The organism is Mesorhizobium sp. M0998 (assembly GCF_040318885.1).
In the GTDB taxonomy this organism is placed as follows: domain Bacteria; phylum Pseudomonadota; class Alphaproteobacteria; order Rhizobiales; family Rhizobiaceae; genus Mesorhizobium.
The window spans coordinates 59717-83224 of record NZ_JAMYND010000029.1; the positions used below are offsets into that span (position 1 = coordinate 59717).

Sequence of the window (23508 nt, forward strand, 5' to 3'; positions counted from 1 at the left end):
CCAAATGACCGAACCGGCCCAAATGACCGAACCAGCAATGGAACTGCGCGGCGTCAGCGTCAATTTCGGCTCGGTGCGTGCCCTCCAGGACATCGACATCAAGGTCTATCCGGGCGAGGTCCACTGCCTGCTCGGCGATAACGGCGCCGGCAAGTCGACGCTGATCAAGGTCCTGTCCGGCGTCTATCGGCCGAGCAAGGGCGAAATCCTGGTCGACGGCAAGCCGGTCACTTTCCGCAGCCCCCGCGACGCGCAGGAGCTCGGCGTGGCAACGGTGTTCCAGGACCTCGGCATGATCTCGCTGATGTCGATCACCCGTAACTTCTTCCTCGGCCGCGAGCCGACCAAAAGCAGCCTGCCCTTCTCGCGCATCGACAAGGAGCGCGCCAACACCATTGCCAGGCAGGCGATGGCCGATATCGGCATTGACGTGCGCGATCCGACGCAGGCCGTCGGCACGCTGTCGGGCGGCGAGCGCCAGTCGGTGGCGATCGCCCGCGCCGTGCATTTTGGCGCGCGCGTGCTGATCCTCGACGAGCCGACTTCCGCACTCGGCGTCCATCAGGCGGCGATGGTGCTGAAGTTCATCATCGAAGCGCGCATGCGGGGTTTGGCCGTGATCTTCATCAGCCACAACATCCACCATGCCTATCCGGTCGGCGACACCTTCACCCTGCTCAACCGCGGCCGCAATCGCGGCACCTACGCCAAGTCCGAGATTTCGCGCGACGAGGTCATCTCGATCATGTCGGGCGGCGAGGATCTGAAAGCGGTCGAGGCGGAGATTGCCGGCCTGCTCGCCCAGATCGGCAACCGGCCGCCTGCGGCGCCTTGAGCTGACAATCGGACATTGCGGGGAATGATCCAATGAGCAGGATACGCGTCGGGGTCGTCGGCGCCGGCATGATCTCGCAGGTCGAGCATATCCCCAATCTGCTGCGCCTCGGTGAATTGTTCGAGCTGGTCGGGGTCGCCGATCCCTCGAGGATTTCGCGGCAGTTCGTCACCGACACCCATGGCATTGCCAATTTCGAAACGATCGACCAGCTCTTCGACCAGCGCCTCGACGCGGTGGTGATCGGCTCGCCGGACCCGCTACATCACGAACAGGTGCTGGCGGCGCTGGCGCGCGGCCTGCATGTCTTTTGCGAAAAACCACTCTGCTATTCGCTGGCGGAAATCGCCGGGATCGTCGCCGCGCGCGACGCCGCCAGGAAAATCGTTCAGGTCGGCTGTATGAAGCGCTTCGACCCGAGCTACCGGCTGGCGCTCGCTTCGCTGCCTGGAACATCGAGCACGCTGCGCGCGGTCTCGGTGGAGGTAAACGATCCCGACGCCTGGCCGTTCATCGCCCATCAGCCCTATAGGCGCGGTACCGATATCCCAAAAGACATGGTCGCCACTGTCGCCGCCAAGCAGAAGCGCCAGGTCGAAGAGGCCGTCGGCGTGCATCTGACCGATCTCGCTTTCCGTGGATTTACCGGCGCTTACAGCTCGGCCTTGATTCACGATGTCAACGCCGTCCATGGCCTGCTCGATGCGCTCGGCGTGCCGGACGGCGAGGTCGTCGGCGCGCAGATCTTTGCCAATGGCGACGGCGGCCACGGCGCCGTCAGGCTGCTGGACGGGCAGGCACTGTGGACCATGACGCATCTCACCGTGCCCAAGCTCGCCGACTACAAGGAGCGGATCACGCTGTTCTTCGACGATGCCAGCCTCGAGCTCGAATTCCCCTCGCCCTGGCTCAACCATCATCCGACCCGGCTGACGGTGACGACCTCGGACGGTCACACGCTGTCGAAGAAAGATTTGCGTGCCGGTTACGCCGAAGCCTTCGTCGAAGAGATGCGTGGCTTCTGGGCAGCGATCGTCAATGGCGATGCCGTCGTCAACCCACCCGAACACGCCGCCCGCGACCAGGCGCTGCTGATCGGGCTGACCCGGCGGCATCTGGCCTCATAAGATCGTCGGCTTTCAGATCTTGGCGGCGCGCAGTTCATCACGCATGCCGCGCATGCCGATCACTTCGATGTCGAACTCGCTGATCCACGCCTTGACGCGCGCCGTCTTGAACAACGCGTATTCCTCGGTCCGCAGATGGGCATCCGGAGGATTGATCGCCTCGAAATCGCCTACCGTGTTGAAATGCAGCGACAGGAAACTCAACCCCTCCGGGATTCTGGCAAACATCGCGTGGTAGGCCGTCTGCGCATCCGTCTTGCGCGCCCAGGGCGTTTCCAGAACGATGTCGAACACCGGTTCGCCTGCCGCTTGCGCCTTTACGATTTCGGCATCGTAGCGGGCAATGTCCAGCTCACCGGCATAGCTCGCCGGGTTGTAGCCCGACAGGTCCTTCACCAGCAGCGCCGGCAGCCGGTATTCCCGGCCGAGCTTGCGATAGATGGCGATGAATTCCGGCATCTGCGCCGTGCCCATGTGAGCGTCGAGATGGGTGATGTCGATGCCGGCAGCGATGGCGCATTCGATCTGGGCACGCAGTTCCGCTTCCACCGCATCGGGATGGGCTTTGCGCGCCTGCGGTACGGTCGGCCAGAAATAGCCGAACTCGTCAGTCATCGCAGCCGATTTGGGCGGGTTGGTCAGCGGACGCCAGCGATACGGCTTCTGCTCGCTGGTCAGCGTCAAGTGCACGCCGAGGTCGAAATCGGGATTGGCGACGGCGATCTGAGCGGCTTCCGGGAACCACGGGCATGGCGCCATCACCGAACCGGAACTGCATGTGCCGAACTTCGACAGTTCGAAAAACGCGACATTTGCGCCATGGCTCATGCCGACGTCGTCCTCGTGGATGACGACACGCTTCCTTGCGGTCTTTACGGTCATTTCCTGCTCCTGAACTGCTGCATTGTCATCTCACCCGACACGGGCAACGAGGTCGGTCAATTCGTCGAGCTCGATCTCGTCACGCCGGAACCGGCCCGCCACGCGCCCCTGCGCCAGAACCACCAGATCGTCGGCCACCGAGAGCGCGTGACGGAAATTGTGGGTGATCAGGATGACCGCCTGGCCCTGCTCGCGTGCCCTGAGAATGTGCTCGAGCACCCGGCCTGCCTGACGCACGGCCAGAGCCGACGTAGGCTCATCCAGCACAAGCAGCGACGATCCGAAGAACATGGCTCTTGCGATTGCCAGGGACTGGCGTTCGCCGCCGGAAATGTTGACGCCGCGTTCGTCGAGACCGCGTTCCCAGCGCACCCCGAGCTGATGCAGCGCCGAGCGCGCCATGTCGTCGGCGCGTTTCATGTCGAGCCATTTGAACGGTCCGAAACCTTTCAGCGGTTCGCGGCCGAGCACGACATTGCGTGTGACCGACAGCAATTCGCAGACGGCAAGGTCCTGGAACACCGTGGCAATGCCGCGTTCGCGCGCCTGAGCCGGGTTGGCGAAAGCCACCTTCTCGCCGTTGAAGCGCAATTCTCCCCTGTCCGGCGGGAAGACGCCGGACAGGATCTTGATCAAGGTCGATTTGCCGGCGCCGTTGTCGCCCAGCAGCGCCAGGATGCGTCCGGCATAGGCGCTTAGCGACACGTCGACCAGCGCGGTGGTGGCGCCGAACCCTTTCGACAGGTTGACAGCCTCGATCACCGGCACCGCGCCGGCAGCGACCGGCTCGACCGGAGGGCGGCGAAGGGTCAGGTCGTCGGAGCCGCTGCCGGCCGGCAGCCGGGCCCCGCGCTGGGCATCCAGGCCAGACGGCTCGCTCATCGCGTCTTCTCCTTCGCCAGGCTGCCGGCGGGCCGTATCTCCGCCGTTGCGGCGTTGCCGGCAATCGCCGCGTCGGCAGCACTGCTGTCGCGCTTGAAGCCGCCCATCGGCCTGGATTTGGCGATGCGGCGCGCCACCGAGGTATTGAGGATGACCGCGCCGACGACAATGACGCCGGTGAGCGTGCGGAAGAAATGGCCGGGAGCGCCTGCCAGCACCAGGCCGACCTGGATCATGCCGAAGGTGACGGCTCCGAGAATGGTGCCGATGACGCTGCCGTAGCCGCCGGCCAGCAGCGTCCCGCCGATAACGGTAACGGCTACCGCCTGCAGTTCGATGCCCTCGCCGCGCAATGCGTCGACGGAGGAAAAGCGGGCAACCTGGATGACGCCGGCGATGGCTGCCAGCGCCGATGTGATCATGAACAGGACGACGGTGACGCGGTCCACCGGTACGCCGAGATTGCGCGCCGCCTGTTCGTTCTGGCCACGTGCCTGGATCCAGTTGCCGAACCTGGTGCGCGCCAGCAGGAAGGTGCCTGCCAGCCCGATTGCCAGGAACCACAGCATCGACATACGAAAGCCGGCAAGCAGCGGACCCGCCATTATGGCCTTGAATCCAGGCGGAATGGCGACCGTCATCGGAAAGCCGCCGGTCAGCGCGATCAGTATGCCGCGCCAGATCAGCATGGTGCCGAGCGTCACGACGAAGGAATGGATGCGGAACCTGACCACGATCATGCCGTTGGCCCAGCCAAGCGCGGCTCCGACGGCCACCGCGACCGGCGCGGCGACGATCGGTGGCAGGCCGAAGTCGCGCATCAGCACCACGCAGACGAACGAGGTGAGTCCGAGCACCGCGCCCACCGACAAGTCGAAGTGACCGCCGATCATCAGCAGCGTGACGCCGACGCTGACGATACCGAGTTCGGCCGCGACGGCCATGATGCTGATGTAGGACAGCCTGGTGGGGAAAAGCTGCGGGCTGAGCGCGGTGAAGACCAGGAACAGGATGACGACGGCCGCGATCGACGTCGCCTCCGGCCGCAGCATCAGCCGTCTCAGCGCCTCGCCGGCGACCACACGGGAGGAAGGCTTGTTGGCCGCATTCGGCCCGGGCTGTTCGTTCATGCCGTCACCCCGATACAAGAGTGGCCACGAAGATGGCGAACGGGCGGCTTGGCCGCCCGTCCTGGACGCGTGCTAGGTTTTTGCTGTCGTCCAAAAACCACTGATGGACTTTTGGGCGGCGTGCATCAGCGATAGCCCTCCTTCACCAATGCCGAGACGCGCTCCACATTGTCCTTGTCGACGACCGTCGGACCGGTCAGGAAGTAGTTACCTTCGATCAGGCCGTATTTCAGGTAGTGGGTCAGGAGCAGCACAGGCATGTAGCCGCGCCAGAACTGCTGCTGGTCGATGGTGAACGCCTGCCGGCCATCCTTTATCGCATCGAGCGATTGCGCGACGATGTCGTAGCCGGTGAGCACCAGGTCGTCCCGGCCGCTGTCTGCCTTGGCGGAGAGGAAACCGTCGATCACGTCGCATGTGCTCGTGGCTGCGGCCGTATCGGGGTGCACGCGCAGGTAATTTGACAGCGCTTCCGCCTGCTGGCCCGGATCCATGGTCAGTTCGAGGAAGTCGGCCTCGATGCCGGCCTTCTTGAGCTCATCGATCTGCGACGTCGCCCTGAGCTGGCAGCTCGCGTCGCCCGGCTGTTGATTGGCGACCACGACGCGGCCCTTGACGCCCATCGAGACCAGTCGCTGCGCCGTCAACTTGCCCGCCGCCGCTTCATCAGATCCGGTGCGGAACAGGAAGAAATCGTTGGGATCGCGCACTTGCGAGCCGGACGGCGGCGCGGCGGCGCTGCCGAAGGCAATGCCGGCTTCCTTGGCGCGCGCGGCGACATCGGCATAGGACGAATCCTCGGCGAAGGCGCAGATGGCGATGCCGTTGGCCTGGGCGGCGATCGCCTCCTCGATCTTCTGCACCTGGTTTGGAATGGTAAGCTGATCCGGGAAAATATAGGTGACCTTCACGCCGAGGTTTTTGCCGGCCTCCTCGGCGCCGCGTGCCAGATAGCCATGAAAGCCCGTCGGTGCGGCACAGCCGACAAAGTAGATCGAGATATCCTTGTCCTGCGCCATGGCCGCTGCGCCGAAGACCGGCAGCAAGGCCACCGCCGAAATGGCGACAACCCGGCTGACGTGGAAGCCAATTTTCGATAGCCCATTTTTCATGCTCATGCCGATTTCCCCTATGCTTGTTGTTAAGGTCGACCCAAGCGACTTGCGCATCTGGAAGCTAATCGGCAGCCGGTTCGTCAAACAGACCCATTTCGTATCGATTGACGGGAACCATTCGTGCCGAAACCTCGCCGGCAAACATTGGTCAAGCGCGCACCATCGGCGGCCGCACCGACACAATCCGACTGTTTGAATGTGTGGCGGCCGTTACCTGGACTTGATGACGCTGTCGGTATTGGCCAGCAGCTTGCGCACCGCATTGCGCGCCGCGTCCGGCCGCTGCAGCCGGATGCTCTTCTCGATTGCCTCATGCAGCCTCTGCGCATGCTGCAAATCGTCGAGTTCACGGGTGGTATAAGCAAACAGATGATCGAACGCCGATTCGATCAGCACGCCGAGCGGCACCAGCAGATCGTTGCCCGAGGCGCGCAGGATGGCGAGATGAAACCGCGTGTCGGCGCGCGTGCGCTCCTGCAGGTTGGTCGCCTCGCCCATCTCGCGGCAGGCCTGGCTGATCTCGGCCATCTGCTCATCGGTGCGCCGCATGGCGGCAAAGGCGCTGGCCTCCGGCTCGATGATGTGGCGGAACTCCTGCACGGTCCTCAGGAACACCTCGCGGTCCGGCGAGGTCGCGTACCAGGCCAGCACGTCGCGATCGAGCAGGTTCCAGCGCTCCTTCGGCTCGACCCAGCTGCCGATTTTCGGGCGTGACGCCAATAGGCTCTTCGCCATCAGCATTTTTATGGCTTCGCGCACCGCCGAGCGGCTGACGTCGAAGGTCTCGGACCATTTGGCTTCGTTGGGCAGGATGGTTCCCGGCGGATAGTCGCCGCGCACGATCCTCAGCCCGATTTCGTTGGCCAGCGACGCATGCACGCTCGACCCCGGTATGCGCGCCGCATCGGCCCGGCGAATACCGCTCGTGCGTTCGGCGAACGCCTCGGCCGCTATCTTTCCCTTATTCGGCTTCGCGTCCTGCATAGCTCCACAAAGTCCGGATTTGGAGGCGTGTCAAGGAGATGAAATCGCCGGCAATATCTCAGCTTGATTTTCCGCATCCGTCGCCTCGCCGACACCGCGCTTTGCCGGGCGTTCACGCCGGGGAGGCACGAACGGCTTCTCCTTGTCCCGGCTGAATTCCTCGATCAGGAAATCAAGGAAGACGCGGATTTTCGGGGCAAGATGCTGGCGTGCCGGATAGACCGCGTAGAGCGTGGTTTCGACCTTGTCCCAGTCATCCAGAGCCGATTGCAGCCGGCCTGCTTTCAGGTCGCTCTCGACATAGGGATAGGGGATCAGGCTGACGCCGAAGCCGGCGCGCAGCGCATCGCGCACGGCAAGGCTTGACGAGACCGTATATCGTCCGTCGATGGCGATCCGCTCGGCGCGGCCGTCCTTGCGGAATTCCCATATGTCCGCATGCCCCGAGAGGCTGAACCGGATGCAATTGGCCGCCTTCAAATCGGCAGGCGTTTTGGGCCGGCCATGCTCCTCGAAGTAGGACGGAGCTGCGCAAAGCACGTGCGGCATGACCGCAAGCTTTCTGGCGACCAGACTGGAATCCTCGAGATTGTCGCTGCCGCGAATGGCCAGGTCAAATCCCTCCCGCACGATATCGACGCGTCTATCGTCAAGATGCAGATCGAGTTTCAAATCGGGATAACGCGATAGAAACGCGGGGATCGCAGCCGAAAGCCGCGTCAACGTGACAGTCATCGGCGCGCTGACCCGCAACGTGCCGCTCGGCGCCGTCTTGATCGGGCCGAGCACCTGGTCGGCCCTGGCCAGCGCATCGAGCCCCTGCGTGACATGCTCCAGATAGATCCTGCCCTCTTCGGTCAGCGCCATGCGCCGCGTTGTCCGGTTGATGAGCCGCACCCCCAGATGCGCCTCCAGTTCGGCGATGTTCTTGCTGACCGCGGGAGGAGAGAGACCGAGCCGCCGTCCAGCTTCGGCAAAGCTGTTCAGTTCCGCCACCTGGCGGAAAACCTGCAACGCCGTCAGGCGATCCATCGCACCATTCTCTTCCAGTAAATAATGTCTTGCAATTGTTGCATATTATCGCTCCTTGGTAAATTCTCTATCTGCTTCCCGAACGACTTTCTCAGTTTCGGAATGACATGATGACCAACCCCGCAATTTCCCTTATCGAGCGGCGCATGTCGGCCAATCGGTTCGATGCCTCGCACGAATTGACGGACGCCGAGATCGAGGAGCTGGCACGTCTCGCAACGCGAGCGCCAAGCGCCTACAACCTTCAGAATTGGCGGTTCATCGCGGTGCGGACGCCGGAAGCAAAGGCACGATTGCGCAGCCTCGCCCATGGCCAGGCCAAGGTGCAGGAGGCAGCCGTCACCTTCATCATCTGCGGCGTACTGCCCGACCACGCTGCCCTCGATGCCAGGCTCCGTCCGTTCGTCGAAGCCGGCTTCATGCCGGCGGATATGGCTTCGGGGTGGCGGGAGGGCGCCCGCGCCCAATATGCCGATCCTCTAGCGGCCCGCGACGAAGCCGTGCGCTCGGCAACGCTTGGCGCCGCAACGCTGATTTTCGCGGCCGAAGCGCTGGGGCTCGTCTCCGGTCCGATGGCAGGCTTCGATGCCGAAGGCGTGGCCCGCGAGTTTGGCCTTGCGCGCAATGAAATGGCGGTGATGCTCATCGCGGTCGGCCGCGCCGCGCCCGGAAACTGGCCGCAAAAGCCGCGCCGCCCTCTTGCCGAAGTTCTGGAAATCTTATGAAAACGCACCGTTCCGATCTGCTGCTTACAGCCATCGCACCGGCAATATGGGGCAGCACCTATGTCGTCACCACGCAGTTCCTGCCGAACTTCTCGCCGATGACGGTCGCAATGCTGCGAGCCCTGCCCGCCGGATTGCTGCTGCTGGCGATCGTTCGGCAACTGCCGATGGGCATCTGGTGGCTGCGCAGTTTCGTCCTCGGAGCCCTCAACATCTCGATCTTCCTGAGCATGTTGTTTGTCGCCGCCTACCGGCTTCCGGGCGGGGTCGCGGCGACCGTGCTGTCGGTCCAGCCATTGATGGTGATTTTCCTCGCTGCTGCCCTGCTTGCCAGCCCTGTCCGCCGGTTGGCGATCGTCGCCGCCCTTGTCGGGATCGCCGGTGTCGCGTTGCTGGTGCTGACCCCGAACGCGACGCTCGATGCGGCCGGCGTTGCCGCCGGCCTCGCCGGGGCGGCCTCAATGGCCTTCGGCAGCGTGTTGAGCCGCAAGTGGCAGCCGCCAGCATCGCTGCTCGCCTTTACGGCATGGCAACTGACTGCCGGCGGTCTCCTTCTCGTTCCGGTGGTCCTGCTTTTCGAACCACCCATCCCGCTCCCGACCGCGGCCAACCTGCTTGGACTGGTGTGGCTCGGCCTGATCGGTGCGGCGCTGACCTATGTCCTCTGGTTCCGGGGCATTGCGCGACTCGAATCTTCGGTGGTGTCATCGCTGCTTTTCCTCAGCCCGGTGACCGCCGTGCTGCTTGGATGGGTATTCCTGGATCAGACGCTGACCTTGCCCCAGATCGCCGGCGTCGTTTTCGTCATCGGCAGCATCTGGCTGGCTCAACGGCCTAGCCGCAACGAGGCTTGAGCCTGGTGGTAGTGGGTCAGTTTGAAAATTCGATCAAGACGGATGGCCGAAGACGGTTAAAATAAGCTCGACCGCACCGAAGCTGCAGAAGAACACAACAGCACCATATGCAATCACCCGGCGCGGTATCAGGAAGCGCGCTGACCAAAATCCAGCACGAAGCCTTGCGTCTCGCTTCCCCAGTCGTTCGCCCCATGGAAGGTTCTGGTCATCGATTGACCCATAGAAATCGGTGCGCAGAATTATGCTTAGGAGTGCGACGAACATGGCTGCGAAACTCAGGGCCAAGACAACGACACATGCTGTTATTGGAATAAACAAGTGAGGATTGTTCGCCCACTCGTACTTCAAATGTCCTCACTCCCTGCTTTTGGCCGCGAACCATAGGCTTCTCTGCCTCTTTGGCTTGGATCAGCGCGACAATATCACTGATTTCCCAACGCTTGCCAGTGACGCCAGGGGCCGGTAGTGTCTCAGTTTGAAATTTGACGGAATGCAACATGCATTTCCCATATCGGGCTGAGCTCCTGTATGCTTACCGGAAAGCATGGGAGCAATCGTGAGCGATCACAATCAAGACGCATTGGAAGGTTGGACGTTTACCTCTGGCGAGGTCTCAGCTGGCGTGTACCGATTTAGCGGTCGCCATTATGACGGACGCTCGGTTGAACGGCAGGGCCCGGACTATGAGGCTATAAAGGCCGACTGCATGAATGATGCCCGGACACTTGGGAAGCCAGCCTATGCCAACCGGTCCTAGAGGCCAGAAGCGCCCTCCGATGTGATCGGCAACGCAGTCCATGTCATGCGCATTGCGACAGGCGAGGAAGCCGACGAAGTGATTGACGACGGCAAAGATCCCGCTGCAGCTGCCGGAGGATCTGCCGATGCCACAACGCCCCTATGATGAGCGCCTGCTCCGTCAGGCGTTCGAAGTCGCGCGCAAGGCCCGCGATGCCGGCGAACATCCCTTTGGTTCGCTGCTCGCTGACAAGGACGGCAATGTGTTGCGCGAGCAGCCCAACGCTTACAAAGCCGGCGGCGGCGACCGCACCGCTCATGCCGAAAGGCTGCTGGCCTCGTGGGCAGGGATGAATGTCAGCCTCGAAAAGCTGGCCTCCTGCACGCTCTACAGTTCGGCCGAACCTTGCGCGATGTGCTCCGGGACAATCTATTGGGCGGGCATTGGACGGGTCGTCTTTGGCCAGAGCGAACACGACCTCAAGCGGGTGACGGGCGCACATGTCGAGAACCCCACACTCGACCTGCCCTGCAGGATCGTCTTCGAAGCCGGGCAGCGTCCGACTGAAGTCATCGGCCCGCTGCTTGCCGATGAAGCGGCGCAACTGCAGGCCGAATTCTGGAACGACAAGTAGGGTCAGGACTCGTTGATTCAGAGGCAGAAGCGCGGTCCCAATCATTCTTGGGGCTTTGTGCGCTTGTGAATCGAGGGGCGACATAAAGGTCTTCTCAACCCATTGTCGCCCCGTCGGGCGCTTTTGCGGAATCCGAATAAAGGTTGTCCTCACCGCCAGACTGCGTCGGATACACCCACAGCGGTCGATTTTGTCTCCAAAGACCTTTCTGTACCGAAATAGCCGACCATCTTCGCCGCCCAATTGGGCCTGATAGAAGCTGGGTAGATAGTGATGAAATTTTGGTTGGTCTGCCATGTCGCCGTACTTCCCATCGTCAGCTCATTGCAAGAAAAGTGCACTTCAGGAAAACTAGTGCGCTCTAGATCTCGGTCCCTTCGGTAGGAATGGATTGGCACACCCATGGTACTAGGCGGCGCAGTCGTTGACATAGTCTAGACACGGTCGCAAATTCCAAATCCCTAGAATCTCCGGAGGCTTATCAAAGGCAATGGAACTTCGTTCCCCCAAAATCGGTCGATTGAACCAAGGCGTAATTTTCACATGCGCCAAAGCAGAACGTTACGACGGGCGTCAAGTTTTCGGCTTGATAATCACCGCGCGCTGCGACCTTGCCCAAGAGAAATTCCCTATGTTGAACTATGTCCCGGTTGTCTCTTTGGACGATTGGCTTGTTACTGATGGTTTAGATTTAATGCTTTCTCGTGCATCAGCCGATACGACCGGAAAATTGAAAGGAGCACTTAAAACGGCCGGAATTGCAGAGAGTCTTTTGAACTCTCAATCTCCACGGCAGATATTTGATAGCTTTTTTTTGGATGATTACTCCAAGGGGAAAAAGCCAGCGAAGCAATTCTTTGACATCGTCGAAGTTTGTGAATTTTTAGCCTCCTTCCAAAGAAATATCTCTCTTTGTATCGATAACCTCTACAAGCAATTTGACGCGCAAAAAAAGCGCTTGCTGGAAGAATTAATCCGCCACAATCTGAGTGGTCATTATTTTTTGTCACGAGTGTTCGATGGTGAAGAGCCGCGCGGATATGTAGCGCTTATGCGGGAAGTCACTTTTATTCCTCGCAGCTTAGCCATGACTATAGCTCGGGGTGCTGATGCCCGCACCTTAGACGCGCAAGGTCCATTGTCTTGGCCGTCTTATATTTCGTTTCAAGTTGACGATTTCTCTATGCCAATTAGTGAAATCGCCTCGCCTGATATCGAGCATATTCTGCAAACTTTTTCTCTGATGTTCGGTCGGATCGGCGTGACCGATGCCGATCGGGACTACATAAACGCGGTGTGTTCGCGCATTCCAGATTCCCAAAGGGTAGTTGGATGAAATACATAATGTTCGACTCCGGGGCGATCGATGAGATCGTCGCAAGCCGATTTCTTCAGTCTTCAGAATTTGAGCAGGGAAAAGAATTTCTGAACGTTCTCGCCGGTCGAGATAGCCAGTTTGCCATTTCGGCGAACATCAAAGTGATCCGCAGTGCGGACGGGTTGGCAATAGTCTCTCCCGATATTTCTCGAGACGCGAGATTCCTTGTAGTTGATGCAGAGTCCGCAGATTTCTTCAAGCAATTAAATGATTTCGAGGCTCTGTTTGCGGTGCAGAAGTTGCTTCGTCTTGCAAAAAAACTCTGGCAGGGTCTGAGCCTAACATTTTCTGAAAAGATAATATCCGGCAGTAGCAAGGTCGTATTGTTTCCTTTTCAGTATAAGCCCACTCCTTTCCGGGTTGTTATCGAGCGGGAACCGATGGCTGAACGCTTAGCTAAGCGCGGTGGTGCGGGGAAATTCCTGCTGGCATACAAAGCGGGGTACGAAGCCGGGGATGCTGTCCGGGAAGTGGCCGAACTCACCAATTTCCGCAAGGCCTATGACGACCTTCCGTCGATAAAGGAAGAGTCACGGGTGTTAGCAGGAGCCGCTGTTCCCAACGGGCCTAAGGTCGACCAACTTCAGGTGTCTGATTTGGGAGAGGCCAATGGGGATGCGACGACATCCATATTTCGCAGTTATGGAGATTGGCAGCCCCTTTTAACAGTTCAACAGCGCGCTTTCGTGGAGGCCCCCATCATCGGTGCCCACCGAATTGAAGGGGCCGCAGGCACCGGCAAGACGCTTTGCCTGATGTTAAAGGCAATCCACGCCCTTGCACGAGCTGAAAGCGCCCAAGAGCCAAATCATATCGTATTTGTCACTCACAGCGATGCTACGCGAAGTTCGGTGAAGGAGTTTCTATCGGTCATCGATCCGTTTAACTTTGCAGAGCGGGATCGGTCGTCCTCAAATCATTCGCTGAAGGTTTGTACCCTAAGCGACCTGTGCGCAGAACAGTTGCGGCAGCACATTAGCGAATCTGAGTTTATCGACCGAGACGCGATGGAGTCGAAAGAGCTTCAGCTTCTCTACGTCTCGGAAGCCTTCGAGGAAGCCAGAACCATTGATCTCCCTTCACATCAGCGCTTCCTGTCGCCGGAACTGACGACGTTCTTAAGAGATGAAGACAACTGGAAAATCGCCGAGATGCTCCAGCACGAAATTAGTGTTATTATCAAAGGTCGCGCCTCGGAGGACCTCGACAAATATAAGAAAATCCTGCCGCTTAAGTATGGAATACCGGTCTCAACAGAAGCAGACAAGGGATTTATATTTACAGTTTTTAAGAAGTATCAGGCCAGACTGGGTGATGCTGGGCAGTTCGATACTGATGACGTCGTCTTAACTGCGATTGGACAGCTAGATACACCTATTTGGCGCAGGAGGCGGGTACGCGATGGCTACGATTCGATATTCGTAGACGAAACCCACCTATTTAACATTAATGAGTTGCATCTATTCCACTATTTTACCAAGACTGAGGGACCTTATCCAATTATATATTCGGTAGACCGCTCTCAGGCGGTTGGCGATCGAGGATGGACCACGACTGAGATTGGTACGGCCATAACCCAGTCTAAGGAGAATCGAACGGAGGAACGCAATCAATTCAAGACGATTTTTCGATCTTCAACTCAGATCGTCAATTTGTCTTTTTCTATTGTTGCCTCGGGGGCGATGCTTTTCACGAATTTTGATAATCCGGTTGAGGCCGCTGGTTCCGCGTTTACAGACGTCGATGAAAAGCTAGCTGCCATTCCGCGGTATTTCAACGTGGCTAATGACGAGGCTCTCATTGAGGCGGCTTTCGCCCGCACCGAGATTCTCCAGAGTGATTTGAGTTGTCGGCGGAGTGACATACTGATTGTGTCACTCGACGAAAAGATTGTGGAGAGTTTAGCGGCGTTCGCCGAGAAACGGAACAAACCCTACATTATCCTCAAACGCCGCGGGGATTTGCGCGCGGTAGAGGCTGCCAATCGATCCGGTCAGGTGGTAATAGGCCATGCCGACTATGTGGGAGGACTGGAGTTTTATGCTGTGGTGGCAGTGGGCATCGACGGGGGCCGTGTTCCACCGACTTCCAAAGACGAAAGTGAAAGCAGTAAAAATTTCTTGTCCTATGCTGCCCACAACCGCCTCTATGTGGCCGTCAGCCGCGCCAAGTACCGAGTGGAGATTATCGGTGAGAAGGCTCGTGGTCCCAGTAAGCTAATTGTGCCCGCTATTCATGCCGGACTTCTTGAGGTAGCCGACGCATAGCAGCTTACAGTAAGATCAGGATATGCCCTGAGGTGACGTAACACCTAGCTGCAAAGCCTGTGTAACATCTGGGTTGACATCGACTATTTGTGACAGTCTACCCTCGGGCCTAAACCTTGAGGTGACACCCATGAGCCGAATTGGCTACGCCCGCGTCAGCACCCCGACCAGGACCTCGAAACGCACACCGCCAAGTTGACGGCCGAAGGCTGCGGCATCATTCGGTCGGAAAAGGTCTCCGGTGCCAGCCGTGACGGGCGAGCCGAACTTGCCACTATCATCGACTTTCTCCGACCCGGCGACGAGCTGGTCGTCGCCCGGCTCGACCGGCTTGGCCGCGACACCCGCGACGCTAATTGCGATTGCAGTTAAGCTTGATGCCAAAGCGCTCAGCGTGACAAAGAGTGACATCGATGCTGCGCTCAGTGCTGGCGCGTCTGATCAAGATGTCCAGCTGTCTGTGCTGATAGCTTCGGCTTTCTCGATGTATAACCGGATGGAGATGGCTTTAGAGCTTTGACGCCAGACGACCCACAAGAGTACGTTTATGATTCTAGACAGATTGCAGACTGGGGATATTCGGATCCGACAGTCCAGGCTATACCTAATGTAGGACGATGCGCGAGGTGCGCGTCGCATTAGAGGCCTGTCAGCAATTTCTTAAGTAGAGCATTAAGAGTTTCCTGCTCCGCCGGCGTCAGCACGGAGATTAATTGCTCTTCGAGCGCCACCATTGGACCGATCAAATCGTCTATCGCGCGCTTGCCGCCGGTCGTCAGCGCAATTTGCTTGCCACGCCGGTCGTTGGGATCGGGGCGTCGTTCAACCAGCCCGGCGCGCTCCAGCCGGTCCAGGCGGCTGGTCATGCCGCCCGAGGAGATCATTGCCGATTCGTAGAGCTGAGTAGGTGAAAGCATATAGGGTTCACCGGCGCGCCTGAGCGGCGTGAGCACATCGAACTCACCAACATTCAGGCCTGCTTCTTTGAGCAACGGGTTCATGTGATCGCGGATGACCCGCGCGGCGGCATCAAGCAGACGACCTGCCGTTTCAACAGGTAACGACGGAAGATCGGGGCGCTCGCGGGCCCATTGCTTAGCTGCGGCCTCGGCGCGATCCATGGCAAATATTCCCTCGCCAAAATGTATCTTGCAATCAAGATACATTGCATCTACTAACATTGCAGCAAGACAATAGCGCAGCGCGCAGCCCTGGAGAAAGCGAAATCGATGCCAAAATGATTTTCGTGAACCTGCCTGTCCGTGACCTGTCGGCGTCGACGGCGTTCTACGTGGCGCTAGGCGGCACCGTGAACCCGCAGTTTTCGGGCGAGAAATCCACCTCGCTCATGTTCTCGGACACGATCGGGGTGATGCTGCTGACCCATGACCACTACCGCGAATTCACCACACGCCCAATCGGCGACGCACGGCGCGACAGCCAGGCAATGATCGCCCTCACGGTGGATAACCGCGATGCCGTCGATGCAACACTGACCAGCGCGGTCGCGGCGGGCGGTCGCGCCGATCCCAACCCAGCACAGGATCTTGGCTTCATGTATAACCGCCACATTGAAGACCCGGATGGCTACGTCTGGGAAATCGTATGGATGAACCCGACGGCGAACACCTGAACGTAGGGTGTGCGCGCATCGGTAGTAGCGGGTGTGAGCCTGGAGTCATGACGAGCAATTCGGGGCCGGCCCAGTGCCGGTTTCGCGTCAGCTGCCCCCGTCAGGCCGTCTTGACGTATTTCCGCCAGCTGTGCTCCGGCCGGAAGCCGAGCATGTCCCGCGCCTTGCGGTTGGAGAGCAGCGTCTCGTATTCACCAAGTTCACCCTGGACCGGCACGTCGGGATAAAACCGCTTCAGGAGTTCGGCTGTCGGAAGATCGGACGAGGTGTCGTCGTTGGCGGCGTTGAACACTTGGTAGCCGAGCCCGTCCTTTTCGATGGCGCGCAGCGTGATCTGGCCGAGGTCGCGCGCGTCGATATAGCTCCAGGCGATGCGCTTGCGGAAATCCGGATCGGCGAACCATTTCGGAAACAGCGAATATTCATGCGGCTCGATGACGTTGCCGATGCGCAAGGCGTAGATGTCGAAGCCGCTGCGCAGCGCAAAGGCGCGCGCCGTCTTCTCGTTGACGACCTTGGACAGCGCGTAGCTGTCCATCGGGTCGACGTCGTACGGCTCGTCGAGCGGAAAATGCGTCGGGTTGCGCGGTTCGTTGGCGAAGACCAGGCCGTAGGTCGTTTCGCTGGAGGCGATCACCACCTTGCGGATGCCGAGCTTCACCGCGGCCTCGATGACGTTATAGGTGCCGAGCGCGTTGATGCGGAACACCTCATTGTCGGGCGTGATCATGATGCGCGGGATCGCCGCGAAATGCACCACGGCATCCACCGGCTGCGTACGCAGCGACGGGTCGAATTCATGCAGGCCGATATAGCTCGACAGCGCATTGAACACCTGCCCGCTGTCGGTGATGTCGGTGATCAGCGTGCGCACCTTGGGATTGTCGAGCGGCTTGGTGTCGATGTTGAGCACCTGGCAGCCCTGCTCGACCAGATACTGCACGACGTGGCGCCCGGCCTTGCCGCTGCCGCCGGTGAACATGATCCGCTTCGTCATTTTGCTCTCCACATTCCCTAAGATTCATGTGTATTGTCAGACAATATCGAACTCTGCAATCGCCTGCCACGGCGAGCGGCAAAAACCCGCTTCAACAATTCGCCGGCAAGCTGCAGCGCCGTCATCCATCATTGCAAATAGGACGAAATGACATGAACACGACCGCCGCGAGCGAAAAGATCGGCTTCATCGGGCTTGGCCTGATGGGGCACGGGATCGCGAAGAACATCGTCGACAAGGGCTATCCGCTGACGTTTCTCGGCCGCAAGAACCGCGCGCCGGCGGAAGACCTGCTCGGCCGCGGTGCCAAGGAAGCGGAGACCTCGCGCGACGTCGCGGCGGCATCGACGGCTGTCTTCATCTGCGTCACCGGCTCGCGCGAGGTCGAAGCCATCATCCGCGGCCCAGGCGGTCTCAAGGAAGGCCTGAAGCCGGGATCGGTTGTCGTAGACTGCTCGACCTCGGATCCTGTCTCGACGATGGCGCTGGCCGGCGAACTCAAGGGGCTCGGCGTCGATTATGTCGATGCCCCGCTCAGCCGCACGCCGAAGGAGGCTTGGGAAGGCACGCTCGACGCCATGGTCGGCGCGCCCGACGCGGTCTTTGCCCGGCTGAAGCCGGTGCTCGAAACCTGGGCCGGGCGCATCGTCCATATCGGCGACACCGGTGACGGCCATCGCATGAAGCTGCTCAACAATTTCATCTCGCTCGGCTACGCCGCGATCTATTCCGAGGCGCTGGCGCTGGCGCAGAAGGTCGGCATCTCGCCGCCGCGCTTCGACAGCGTCATCCGCAACGGCCGCATGGATTGCGGCTTCTACCAGACCTTCATGCGCTGGACGCTGGAAGGCGACCGCGACGCGCACAAATTCACCATCGCCAACGCCTTCAAGGATCTCACCTATCTCGAATCGATGGCGGGTGCTGCCGGCATCGCCAACCCGCTCGGCAACGCCACCAAGAACGCCTTCGCCGGCGCCTTCGCCACCGGCCCCGCCGATCAGTACGTGCCGATGCTGGCGACGCACATCGGCAAGGTCAACGGCGTCGACCTGATGCCGACCAGGGATGGCAAAAAGCAGGCGATCTGAGAACGTTGGGGTTAACGCCTGGGAGTGTCGCAACTGCAAACGTTCGCTGCCGACCAGCTACATCCGCCAATCTCCGACGCTGGCGATTAGCATATGACACCACACCTTCGTCATCCCAGGGCGAAGCGACGTCGCGCAGACCCAGGGATGACGAAGGGAGGGTTTCGGCTAGACTAATCTCTAAATTTGCGATTTGCGACTAACGGAAATGATCGACCTTCGTTGCTGGTTGACCCGACTTACACGCAGTTGGCCGAGAAACGATCGAATCAGCGCCGAAACCGGCCGATAACGTCGGTATTGGCGAGAAGTCTGTGCACCAAAGCACGCGCACTTCCGATCGGAAGAAGCCGGAAACAAAAAAACCGCCTCGGCGGGCGGGTCGTTGGAGCCAATTGGCACCATACACAAATTAGTAGCATAGCTGCCGGCACAAAGCAAGAACAAAATAGCTGCGAAGGCAAAAAAGTCCGAATTCCTGTCCCACCCGAGGTCGCCGCCCCTCATTGCTTGGCCCTAAGGTTGGTGATTGGCGAAAGCCGAAGTGGCATCCAATCTCCCCCTCTATTGCGCTGGGCAATCGCATTTGGATTCTTACGAAGATGGACCCCCACCCTAACCCTCCCCACAAGGGGGAGGGAACGCTGCCGCGCGCCCTTACTTCCCCTTTTGGCGCCGAAAGGCAGGCAATTTGCCGAGGTCAGCGCCAACGGAAGTCTCCCTCCCCCTTGTGGGGAGGGGTTAGGGGTGGGGGTACGTCGTAGAGCGAAAGCCTCGGCTTGCTATCTGCGATGGCCCCCTCGTGGGCGAGATGTCCGGCAGGACAGAGGGGGCGCCAAGGAATGCGAGTTTTGCAATCGTTCTGAGCAACGCCGCCCTGTGCAACCATCACCGCCGCGACCGGCCGATAACGTCGTCGGTGTTGGCGAGAAGCCTGTGCACCGCGGCACGGGCTGCAGCGGGCCGCTGCAGGCGGATGTTCTTCTCGATCGCCTCGTGCAGTGCCTGCGCCCGCCGCTGATCGCTGGTCTCGCGGGTGACGAACTGGAACAAATGGTCGAGCGCCGATTCGATCAGCACGCCGAGCGGCACCAGCAGATCGTTGCCCGAGGCCCGCAGGATGGCGAGATGAAACCGCGTGTCGGCGCGCGTGCGCTCCTGCAGGTTGGTCGCCTCGCCCATCTCGCGGCAGGCCTGGCTGATCTCGGCCATCTGCTCGTCGGTGCGCCGCATCGCGGCAAAGGCGCTGGCCTCCGGCTCGATGATGTGGCGGAATTCCTGCACGGTTCTGAGGAACACCTCGCGGTCCGGCGAGGTCGCGTACCAGGCCAGCACGTCGCGATCGAGCAGGTTCCAGCGCTCCTTCGGCTCGACCCAGCTGCCGATCTTCGGGCGTGACGCCAATAGGCTCTTCGCCATCAGCATTTTGATGGCTTCGCGCACCGCCGAGCGGCTGACGTCGAAGGTCTCGGACCATTTGGCTTCGTTGGGCAGGATGGTTCCCGGCGGATAGTCGCCGCGCACGATCCTCAGCCCGATTTCATTGGCGAGCGAGGCATGCACGCTCGAGCCGGGAAAATGTGCGGCGTCCGCACGCCGAACGCCGGCCGGCCGCCCAGGCTCTGCCTTCAACTTGGCGGGTCGCTTTTTTGATGTCGCGTCCGGCATTCGTATTCCCCGGCAGCTTCTTGTCGAAAGCCTGAATTCAGGGCACGACAAAGCAGCGGCCTACGCTCCAAAGCAGCGTCGCCTCGTGCGTTTGTATGGACGACGCGTAACGGGGCGCCCGACGGGCGCCCCGAAACTGCGAACCTACTTCTGGATGCAGGTGTCGACGGTGTCCTTGGTGCATTCGTCGAGACCGGTGAACACCGGATCGGCGACCGGCTTGCCGTCGACCAGGTCGATCATCACCGAGGGCGCCTTGTAGCCCATCTCGAACGGCCGCTGGCCAACCAGCGCGGTCACCAGTCCGTCACGGGCAATCGCCACCTCGTCGCCGATCGTGTCGGCGGCGCCGATGACGAAGGCGTTGCTGGCGATCTTGTCGGCCATCGGCTTGAACAGGTCGCGGTAGGGCTGCGGAGCGCCGAACAGCGGCCAGCCGCCCATGATGCCGAAGGCATCGAGATCGGGATTGGCGGCGAGGATGTCGGTCATCGCCTGCACGCCCTTGGCGCCGTCGTCATTGGTGAATACCGGGCAGCCGGCAACTTCCGTCCAGCCGCCTTCCCCTGCCAGCGCCGCGAGGCCGTCTTTGCCCGAAAGCGCGTCACGCATGCCCTGCGCGCGGCGCAGGATATTGTCGGCGGCCGGATTGCCTTCGATGGTGCAGATCTTGCCGCCATTCGGCTTGGCCTTCTTGATGTATTCGCCGATCTTGTGACCCATCAGGTAATTGTCGGTGCCGAGATAGGTCTTGCGCAGCGCCGCATCTTCCTTGCTTAGGTCGGCGTCGAGGGTCATGATCGGGATCGACGGATTGGCGCTTTTGATCGTCTGCGCGATCAATGGCGCGTTCGACGGCGAAATCGCCATCGCCACCGTGTCGGGCTTGCTCAGCATGTCCTGGACGATCTGGGCTTCACCGGCCTCATCCGAGGTCGATGCCGGTCCGGTGTAGAAGCACTCATATTCCGAGCTGGCGTTTTCCTTGTTCCATTTCTCGCAACCCTGGTGGATGGCCTCGAAGAATGGATTGTCGAGACCCTTCACGACGATGACGAGCTGTTTCTTGGCCATGGCCGGCCCGGCACCCAGCGCCATGACGGCGGCGGCAGCGAGCAATAGTGATTTCCTCATGTCAGTCCTCCCTTTGAAACAAACGGACACGGCGTGCCCGCCACACACAGATCGACCCGGAGCAAGATGACAGAGGACGTCGCACTCGTGTCGCCAAGCCAGGTCGATAAGCATTTTCATATTCAGTCTCAGACCGGCACCGACAGATATCGCTGGTTACCAGATCCCTGACCGACAAACCCTCACCGATTCCTTCCGGCAACCCGGTGGCTCGGCGCAAGCTCCTCCGACACTTAGCTAATATCGCCTTGTCACCGACGTCAATGCTATTTGTCCTACAAAACTGATTTTTCGAAAGAAGCCGTGGTTGACGCCAAGGAGGCATATGCGTAAATGGGCAAAATCGCTGCTTCCGGGAGGAACTGGGGAGAGCGAATGGCCGCGGCAGAACCGCAGGCCGCAAAGCACGGGGAGGCAAGAAGGCTGGTGGCGGTTCTCGAACTCACCAACATCTCGAAGCATTTTGGCGCCATCCAGGCGGTCAACGACGTTTCGTTGTCGATCGAGGCCGGACAGGTTGTCGGCCTGATGGGCGACAACGGCGCCGGCAAGTCGACGCTGGTCAAGATGATCGCCGGCAATTTCCCGCCGAGCCATGGCACGATGCAGATGGACGGCAAGGAGCTGATCCTGCACAAGCCGGTCGAGGCGCGCCAGCACGGCATCGAAATCGTCCATCAGGACCTGGCACTGTGCAACAATCTGACGGCCGCCGCCAACGTCTATCTCGGCCGTGAATTGCGCCGCGGCCTCGGGCCGCTTCGCATCCTCGACTATGCCGCGATGTACAAGCGCGCCGGCCAGATATTCGCCGAGCTGAAATCCGAAACCCGCCCGCGCGACCTGGTCAAACAAATGTCGGGCGGCCAGCGGCAAGCGGTGGCGATCGCCCGCACCATGCTTTCGCAGGCCAAGATCGTGCTGATGGACGAGCCGACCGCGGCGATCTCGGTGCGCCAGGTCGCCGAGGTGCTGAACCTGATCCGCCATTTGCGCGACCAGGGCATCGCCGTCGTGCTGATCAGCCACCGCATGCCCGACGTCTTTGACGTCGCCGACCGCGTCATCGTCATGCGGCGCGGCCGCAAGGTCGCCGACAAGACGATCGCATCGAGTTCGCCGGAAGAAGTCACCGGGCTCATCACCGGCGCCATCGAACAGGTATGATTGACGCCTCAACCATGAGTAAAAAAGGTCGATAATGGCAGTCACCCTTGATCAGACGATCGCGCACAAGCAGCACACCTTGCTGAGCAAGGTGTTTGCCAGCCAGACCTTCTGGGTGGTGATCGCGGTCATCCTCGCCTGCCTGTTCCTGTCGGTGGCCACGGATTCCTTCGCCACGACCAAGAACCTCTACAACATCACCCGCAACGTCACCTTCGTCGCCATCGTCGCGCTCGGCATGACCTTCGTCATCATCACCGGCGGTATCGACCTGTCGGTCGGCTCCGTGCTTTGCCTGTGCTCGATGGTGCTGGCCGTCACCATGCATGCCGGCTACGGCATCGAGATAGGCATTGGCGCTGCGATCGCCACAGCGCTGATCATCGGCGCCTTCAACGGGGTTCTGATCGCCTATCTCGGCTTCCCGCCCTTCGTGGTGACGCTCGGCATGCTGTCGATCGCACGCAGCCTTGCCATGGTCGCCTCCAACAACACCGTCGTCTTCCAGTTCGGGCCTGACCACGACAAGCTGCTGGCGCTGGGCGGCGGCGCCTGGGTGTTCGGCATCGCCAATCCGGTGCTTTACATGATCGTGCTGGCGTTGATTACCGGCTTTGTGCTGCGCTGGACGAAATTCGGCCGGCACATCTTCGCCATCGGCGGCAACGAGCATGCGGCAACGCTGACCGGCGTTCCGGTGCGCCAGATCAAGGTCGTCGTCTACATGATCTCGGCAATGGCGGCTGGCCTTGCCGGCATCATCCAGACCGGCTGGCTGGGCGCGGTCACCACCAATCTCGGCAACGGCATGGAGCTTCAGGTGATCGCCGCCACCGTCATCGGTGGCGCCAACCTTGCCGGCGGCATGGGCACAGCCTTCGGTGCGGTCGTCGGCGCGGCGCTGATCGAGGTCATCCGCAACAGCCTCGGCCTGCTCGGCATCAATGCCTTCTGGCAAGGCGTGTTCATCGGCGGCGCCATCCTGCTCGCCGTGCTGTTCGACCGCATCCGCAATTTCAGGCGCAACGACTGACGTTCAAACGCAGCCTCCCCCTTCTCCCCTTGTGGGAGAGGGGTGCTCCAGTTTGGCATCGCCTCATTTCTTCCAACACCCCTCAACCGTCTCGGCGCTAGCGCGCCGATCCACCTTCTCCCCTTGTGAGATCTTTGCACAGAAGCCGATCAGTGATTCTGTTGTGAGGTTGGAGCAGGGAGATTCGCGATGGTGGAT

The 23508-nt window shown here is 60.4% G+C and carries 21 protein-coding genes and 1 pseudogene; 12 read left to right on the forward strand and 10 right to left on the reverse strand.

Going from position 1 to position 23508, the window contains the following annotated elements; translation table 11 throughout:
• Positions 1-22 precede the first annotated feature (22 nt).
• Together NKH59_RS24210 and NKH59_RS24215 are read left to right on the forward strand one after the other, a co-directional pair.
• Positions 23-835: an ATP-binding cassette domain-containing protein gene (locus NKH59_RS24210; RefSeq protein ID WP_023675815.1), complete on the forward strand. Its 813-nt coding sequence runs from the start codon at positions 23-25 to the stop codon at positions 833-835.
• A gap of 32 nt (positions 836-867) precedes the next feature.
• Complete coding sequence (locus NKH59_RS24215; RefSeq protein ID WP_353023314.1) at positions 868-1962, forward strand: Gfo/Idh/MocA family protein; 1095 nt, start codon at positions 868-870, stop codon at positions 1960-1962.
• 12 nt (positions 1963-1974) lie between these two features.
• Here the strand turns inward: NKH59_RS24215 and NKH59_RS24220 are convergent, their stop codons facing one another.
• The 6 genes from NKH59_RS24220 to NKH59_RS24245 form a co-directional block, all read right to left on the reverse strand.
• Positions 1975-2844, reverse strand: coding sequence for a polysaccharide deacetylase family protein (locus NKH59_RS24220; protein ID WP_352503161.1), 870 nt, complete (start codon positions 2842-2844; stop codon positions 1975-1977).
• Positions 2845-2874: 30 nt separating this feature from the next.
• Positions 2875-3726, reverse strand: coding sequence for an ATP-binding cassette domain-containing protein (locus tag NKH59_RS24225; protein WP_352542457.1), 852 nt, complete (start codon positions 3724-3726; stop codon positions 2875-2877).
• Entirely contained in the window at positions 3723-4856 is a 1134-nt protein-coding gene (locus tag NKH59_RS24230; RefSeq protein WP_352980729.1) for an ABC transporter permease, read from the reverse strand. Before NKH59_RS24230 ends, NKH59_RS24225 begins: the two co-directional genes overlap by 4 nt.
• A gap of 125 nt (positions 4857-4981) precedes the next feature.
• The gene (locus tag NKH59_RS24235) at positions 4982-5974 is read right to left on the reverse strand and encodes a substrate-binding domain-containing protein (RefSeq protein ID WP_352542459.1); all 993 of its coding nucleotides are present in this window, start codon (positions 5972-5974) and stop codon (positions 4982-4984) included.
• A gap of 207 nt (positions 5975-6181) precedes the next feature.
• A complete protein-coding gene (locus NKH59_RS24240) occupies positions 6182-6955 on the reverse strand; it encodes a FadR/GntR family transcriptional regulator (protein WP_353023316.1) in 774 nt (257 codons plus the stop codon).
• Positions 6956-6985: 30 nt separating this feature from the next.
• Positions 6986-7987, reverse strand: a complete 1002-nt coding sequence (locus tag NKH59_RS24245; protein WP_353023318.1) for a LysR family transcriptional regulator — start codon at positions 7985-7987, stop codon at positions 6986-6988.
• 110 nt (positions 7988-8097) lie between these two features.
• Here NKH59_RS24245 and NKH59_RS24250 point away from each other — a divergent pair, with 110 nt between their 5' ends.
• The 6 genes and pseudogenes from NKH59_RS24250 to NKH59_RS24275 form a co-directional block, all read left to right on the forward strand.
• Positions 8098-8712, forward strand: coding sequence for a nitroreductase family protein (locus NKH59_RS24250; protein ID WP_352836370.1), 615 nt, complete (start codon positions 8098-8100; stop codon positions 8710-8712).
• Entirely contained in the window at positions 8709-9566 is an 858-nt protein-coding gene (locus NKH59_RS24255) for an EamA family transporter (protein WP_353023320.1), read from the forward strand. Before NKH59_RS24250 ends, NKH59_RS24255 begins: the two co-directional genes overlap by 4 nt.
• Positions 9567-10453: 887 nt before the next feature.
• Positions 10454-10942, forward strand: coding sequence for a nucleoside deaminase (locus NKH59_RS24260; protein WP_353023326.1), 489 nt, complete (start codon positions 10454-10456; stop codon positions 10940-10942).
• Positions 10943-11432: 490 nt separating this feature from the next.
• Positions 11433-12278: a hypothetical protein gene (locus tag NKH59_RS24265; protein WP_352873287.1), complete on the forward strand. Its 846-nt coding sequence runs from the start codon at positions 11433-11435 to the stop codon at positions 12276-12278.
• Positions 12275-14587, forward strand: a complete 2313-nt coding sequence (locus NKH59_RS24270; RefSeq protein WP_352836361.1) for a UvrD-helicase domain-containing protein — start codon at positions 12275-12277, stop codon at positions 14585-14587. The genes NKH59_RS24265 and NKH59_RS24270 overlap by 4 nt, the downstream gene beginning before the upstream one ends.
• A gap of 130 nt (positions 14588-14717) precedes the next feature.
• Positions 14718-14938: pseudogene (locus NKH59_RS24275) on the forward strand (recombinase family protein); the annotation flags it as partial.
• Between the two features lie 287 nt (positions 14939-15225).
• Here NKH59_RS24275 and NKH59_RS24280 read toward each other — a convergent pair.
• Positions 15226-15708 (reverse strand): MarR family winged helix-turn-helix transcriptional regulator, encoded by a 483-nt coding sequence (locus NKH59_RS24280; RefSeq protein ID WP_352836358.1) that lies wholly within the window; start codon positions 15706-15708, stop codon positions 15226-15228.
• Between the two features lie 116 nt (positions 15709-15824).
• On the opposite strand from NKH59_RS24280, the gene NKH59_RS24285 reads away from it, so the two are divergent.
• Complete coding sequence (locus NKH59_RS24285) at positions 15825-16220, forward strand: VOC family protein (RefSeq protein WP_353023328.1); 396 nt, start codon at positions 15825-15827, stop codon at positions 16218-16220.
• 100 nt (positions 16221-16320) lie between these two features.
• Here NKH59_RS24285 and NKH59_RS24290 read toward each other — a convergent pair whose 3' ends face one another.
• Positions 16321-17217, reverse strand: a complete 897-nt coding sequence (locus tag NKH59_RS24290) for an NAD-dependent epimerase/dehydratase family protein (RefSeq protein WP_353023322.1) — start codon at positions 17215-17217, stop codon at positions 16321-16323.
• A 152-nt stretch (positions 17218-17369) separates the two neighbouring features.
• Here NKH59_RS24290 and NKH59_RS24295 point away from each other — a divergent pair, with 152 nt between their 5' ends.
• On the forward strand, positions 17370-18308 hold the full coding sequence (locus tag NKH59_RS24295; protein ID WP_353023324.1) for an NAD(P)-dependent oxidoreductase: 939 nt from the start codon (positions 17370-17372) through the stop codon (positions 18306-18308).
• Positions 18309-19196: 888 nt separating this feature from the next.
• On the opposite strand, the gene NKH59_RS24300 is transcribed toward NKH59_RS24295, so the two are convergent.
• Both NKH59_RS24300 and NKH59_RS24305 read right to left on the reverse strand, forming a co-directional pair.
• Complete coding sequence (locus NKH59_RS24300; protein WP_352774458.1) at positions 19197-19976, reverse strand: FadR/GntR family transcriptional regulator; 780 nt, start codon at positions 19974-19976, stop codon at positions 19197-19199.
• Positions 19977-20120: 144 nt separating this feature from the next.
• Positions 20121-21110 (reverse strand): sugar-binding protein, encoded by a 990-nt coding sequence (locus NKH59_RS24305; protein ID WP_023675805.1) that lies wholly within the window; start codon positions 21108-21110, stop codon positions 20121-20123.
• A gap of 426 nt (positions 21111-21536) precedes the next feature.
• Between NKH59_RS24305 and NKH59_RS24310 the strand changes: the two genes are divergently transcribed.
• Both NKH59_RS24310 and NKH59_RS24315 read left to right on the forward strand, forming a co-directional pair.
• Positions 21537-22277, forward strand: coding sequence for an ATP-binding cassette domain-containing protein (locus NKH59_RS24310; RefSeq protein WP_023675804.1), 741 nt, complete (start codon positions 21537-21539; stop codon positions 22275-22277).
• A gap of 34 nt (positions 22278-22311) precedes the next feature.
• Entirely contained in the window at positions 22312-23310 is a 999-nt protein-coding gene (locus NKH59_RS24315) for an ABC transporter permease (RefSeq protein ID WP_352453761.1), read from the forward strand.
• Positions 23311-23508 lie beyond the last annotated feature (198 nt).

Excerpts from the sequence above, each read along its gene's own strand:
- NKH59_RS24210 (WP_023675815.1), top strand. The coding sequence starts at position 23 with ATGACCGAACCAGCAATGGAACTGCGCGGCGTCAGCGTCAATTTCGGC.
- NKH59_RS24295 (WP_353023324.1), top strand. The coding sequence starts at position 17,370 with ATGAACACGACCGCCGCGAGCGAAAAGATCGGCTTCATCGGGCTTGGC.
- NKH59_RS24250 (WP_352836370.1), top strand. The coding sequence starts at position 8,098 with ATGACCAACCCCGCAATTTCCCTTATCGAGCGGCGCATGTCGGCCAAT.
- NKH59_RS24300 (WP_352774458.1), bottom strand. The coding sequence starts at position 19,976 with ATGCCGGACGCGACATCAAAAAAGCGACCCGCCAAGTTGAAGGCAGAG.
- NKH59_RS24225 (WP_352542457.1), bottom strand. The coding sequence starts at position 3,726 with ATGAGCGAGCCGTCTGGCCTGGATGCCCAGCGCGGGGCCCGGCTGCCG.
- NKH59_RS24240 (WP_353023316.1), bottom strand. The coding sequence starts at position 6,955 with ATGCAGGACGCGAAGCCGAATAAGGGAAAGATAGCGGCCGAGGCGTTC.
- NKH59_RS24285 (WP_353023328.1), top strand. The coding sequence starts at position 15,825 with ATGATTTTCGTGAACCTGCCTGTCCGTGACCTGTCGGCGTCGACGGCG.
- NKH59_RS24315 (WP_352453761.1), top strand. The coding sequence starts at position 22,312 with ATGGCAGTCACCCTTGATCAGACGATCGCGCACAAGCAGCACACCTTG.
- NKH59_RS24255 (WP_353023320.1), top strand. The coding sequence starts at position 8,709 with ATGAAAACGCACCGTTCCGATCTGCTGCTTACAGCCATCGCACCGGCA.
- NKH59_RS24280 (WP_352836358.1), bottom strand. The coding sequence starts at position 15,708 with ATGGATCGCGCCGAGGCCGCAGCTAAGCAATGGGCCCGCGAGCGCCCC.
- NKH59_RS24245 (WP_353023318.1), bottom strand. The coding sequence starts at position 7,987 with ATGGATCGCCTGACGGCGTTGCAGGTTTTCCGCCAGGTGGCGGAACTG.
- NKH59_RS24265 (WP_352873287.1), top strand. The coding sequence starts at position 11,433 with ATGGAACTTCGTTCCCCCAAAATCGGTCGATTGAACCAAGGCGTAATT.
- NKH59_RS24220 (WP_352503161.1), bottom strand. The coding sequence starts at position 2,844 with ATGACCGTAAAGACCGCAAGGAAGCGTGTCGTCATCCACGAGGACGAC.
- NKH59_RS24235 (WP_352542459.1), bottom strand. The coding sequence starts at position 5,974 with ATGAGCATGAAAAATGGGCTATCGAAAATTGGCTTCCACGTCAGCCGG.
- NKH59_RS24215 (WP_353023314.1), top strand. The coding sequence starts at position 868 with ATGAGCAGGATACGCGTCGGGGTCGTCGGCGCCGGCATGATCTCGCAG.
- NKH59_RS24260 (WP_353023326.1), top strand. The coding sequence starts at position 10,454 with ATGCCACAACGCCCCTATGATGAGCGCCTGCTCCGTCAGGCGTTCGAA.
- NKH59_RS24290 (WP_353023322.1), bottom strand. The coding sequence starts at position 17,217 with ATGACGAAGCGGATCATGTTCACCGGCGGCAGCGGCAAGGCCGGGCGC.
- NKH59_RS24270 (WP_352836361.1), top strand. The coding sequence starts at position 12,275 with ATGAAATACATAATGTTCGACTCCGGGGCGATCGATGAGATCGTCGCA.
- NKH59_RS24230 (WP_352980729.1), bottom strand. The coding sequence starts at position 4,856 with ATGAACGAACAGCCCGGGCCGAATGCGGCCAACAAGCCTTCCTCCCGT.
- NKH59_RS24305 (WP_023675805.1), bottom strand. The coding sequence starts at position 21,110 with ATGAGGAAATCACTATTGCTCGCTGCCGCCGCCGTCATGGCGCTGGGT.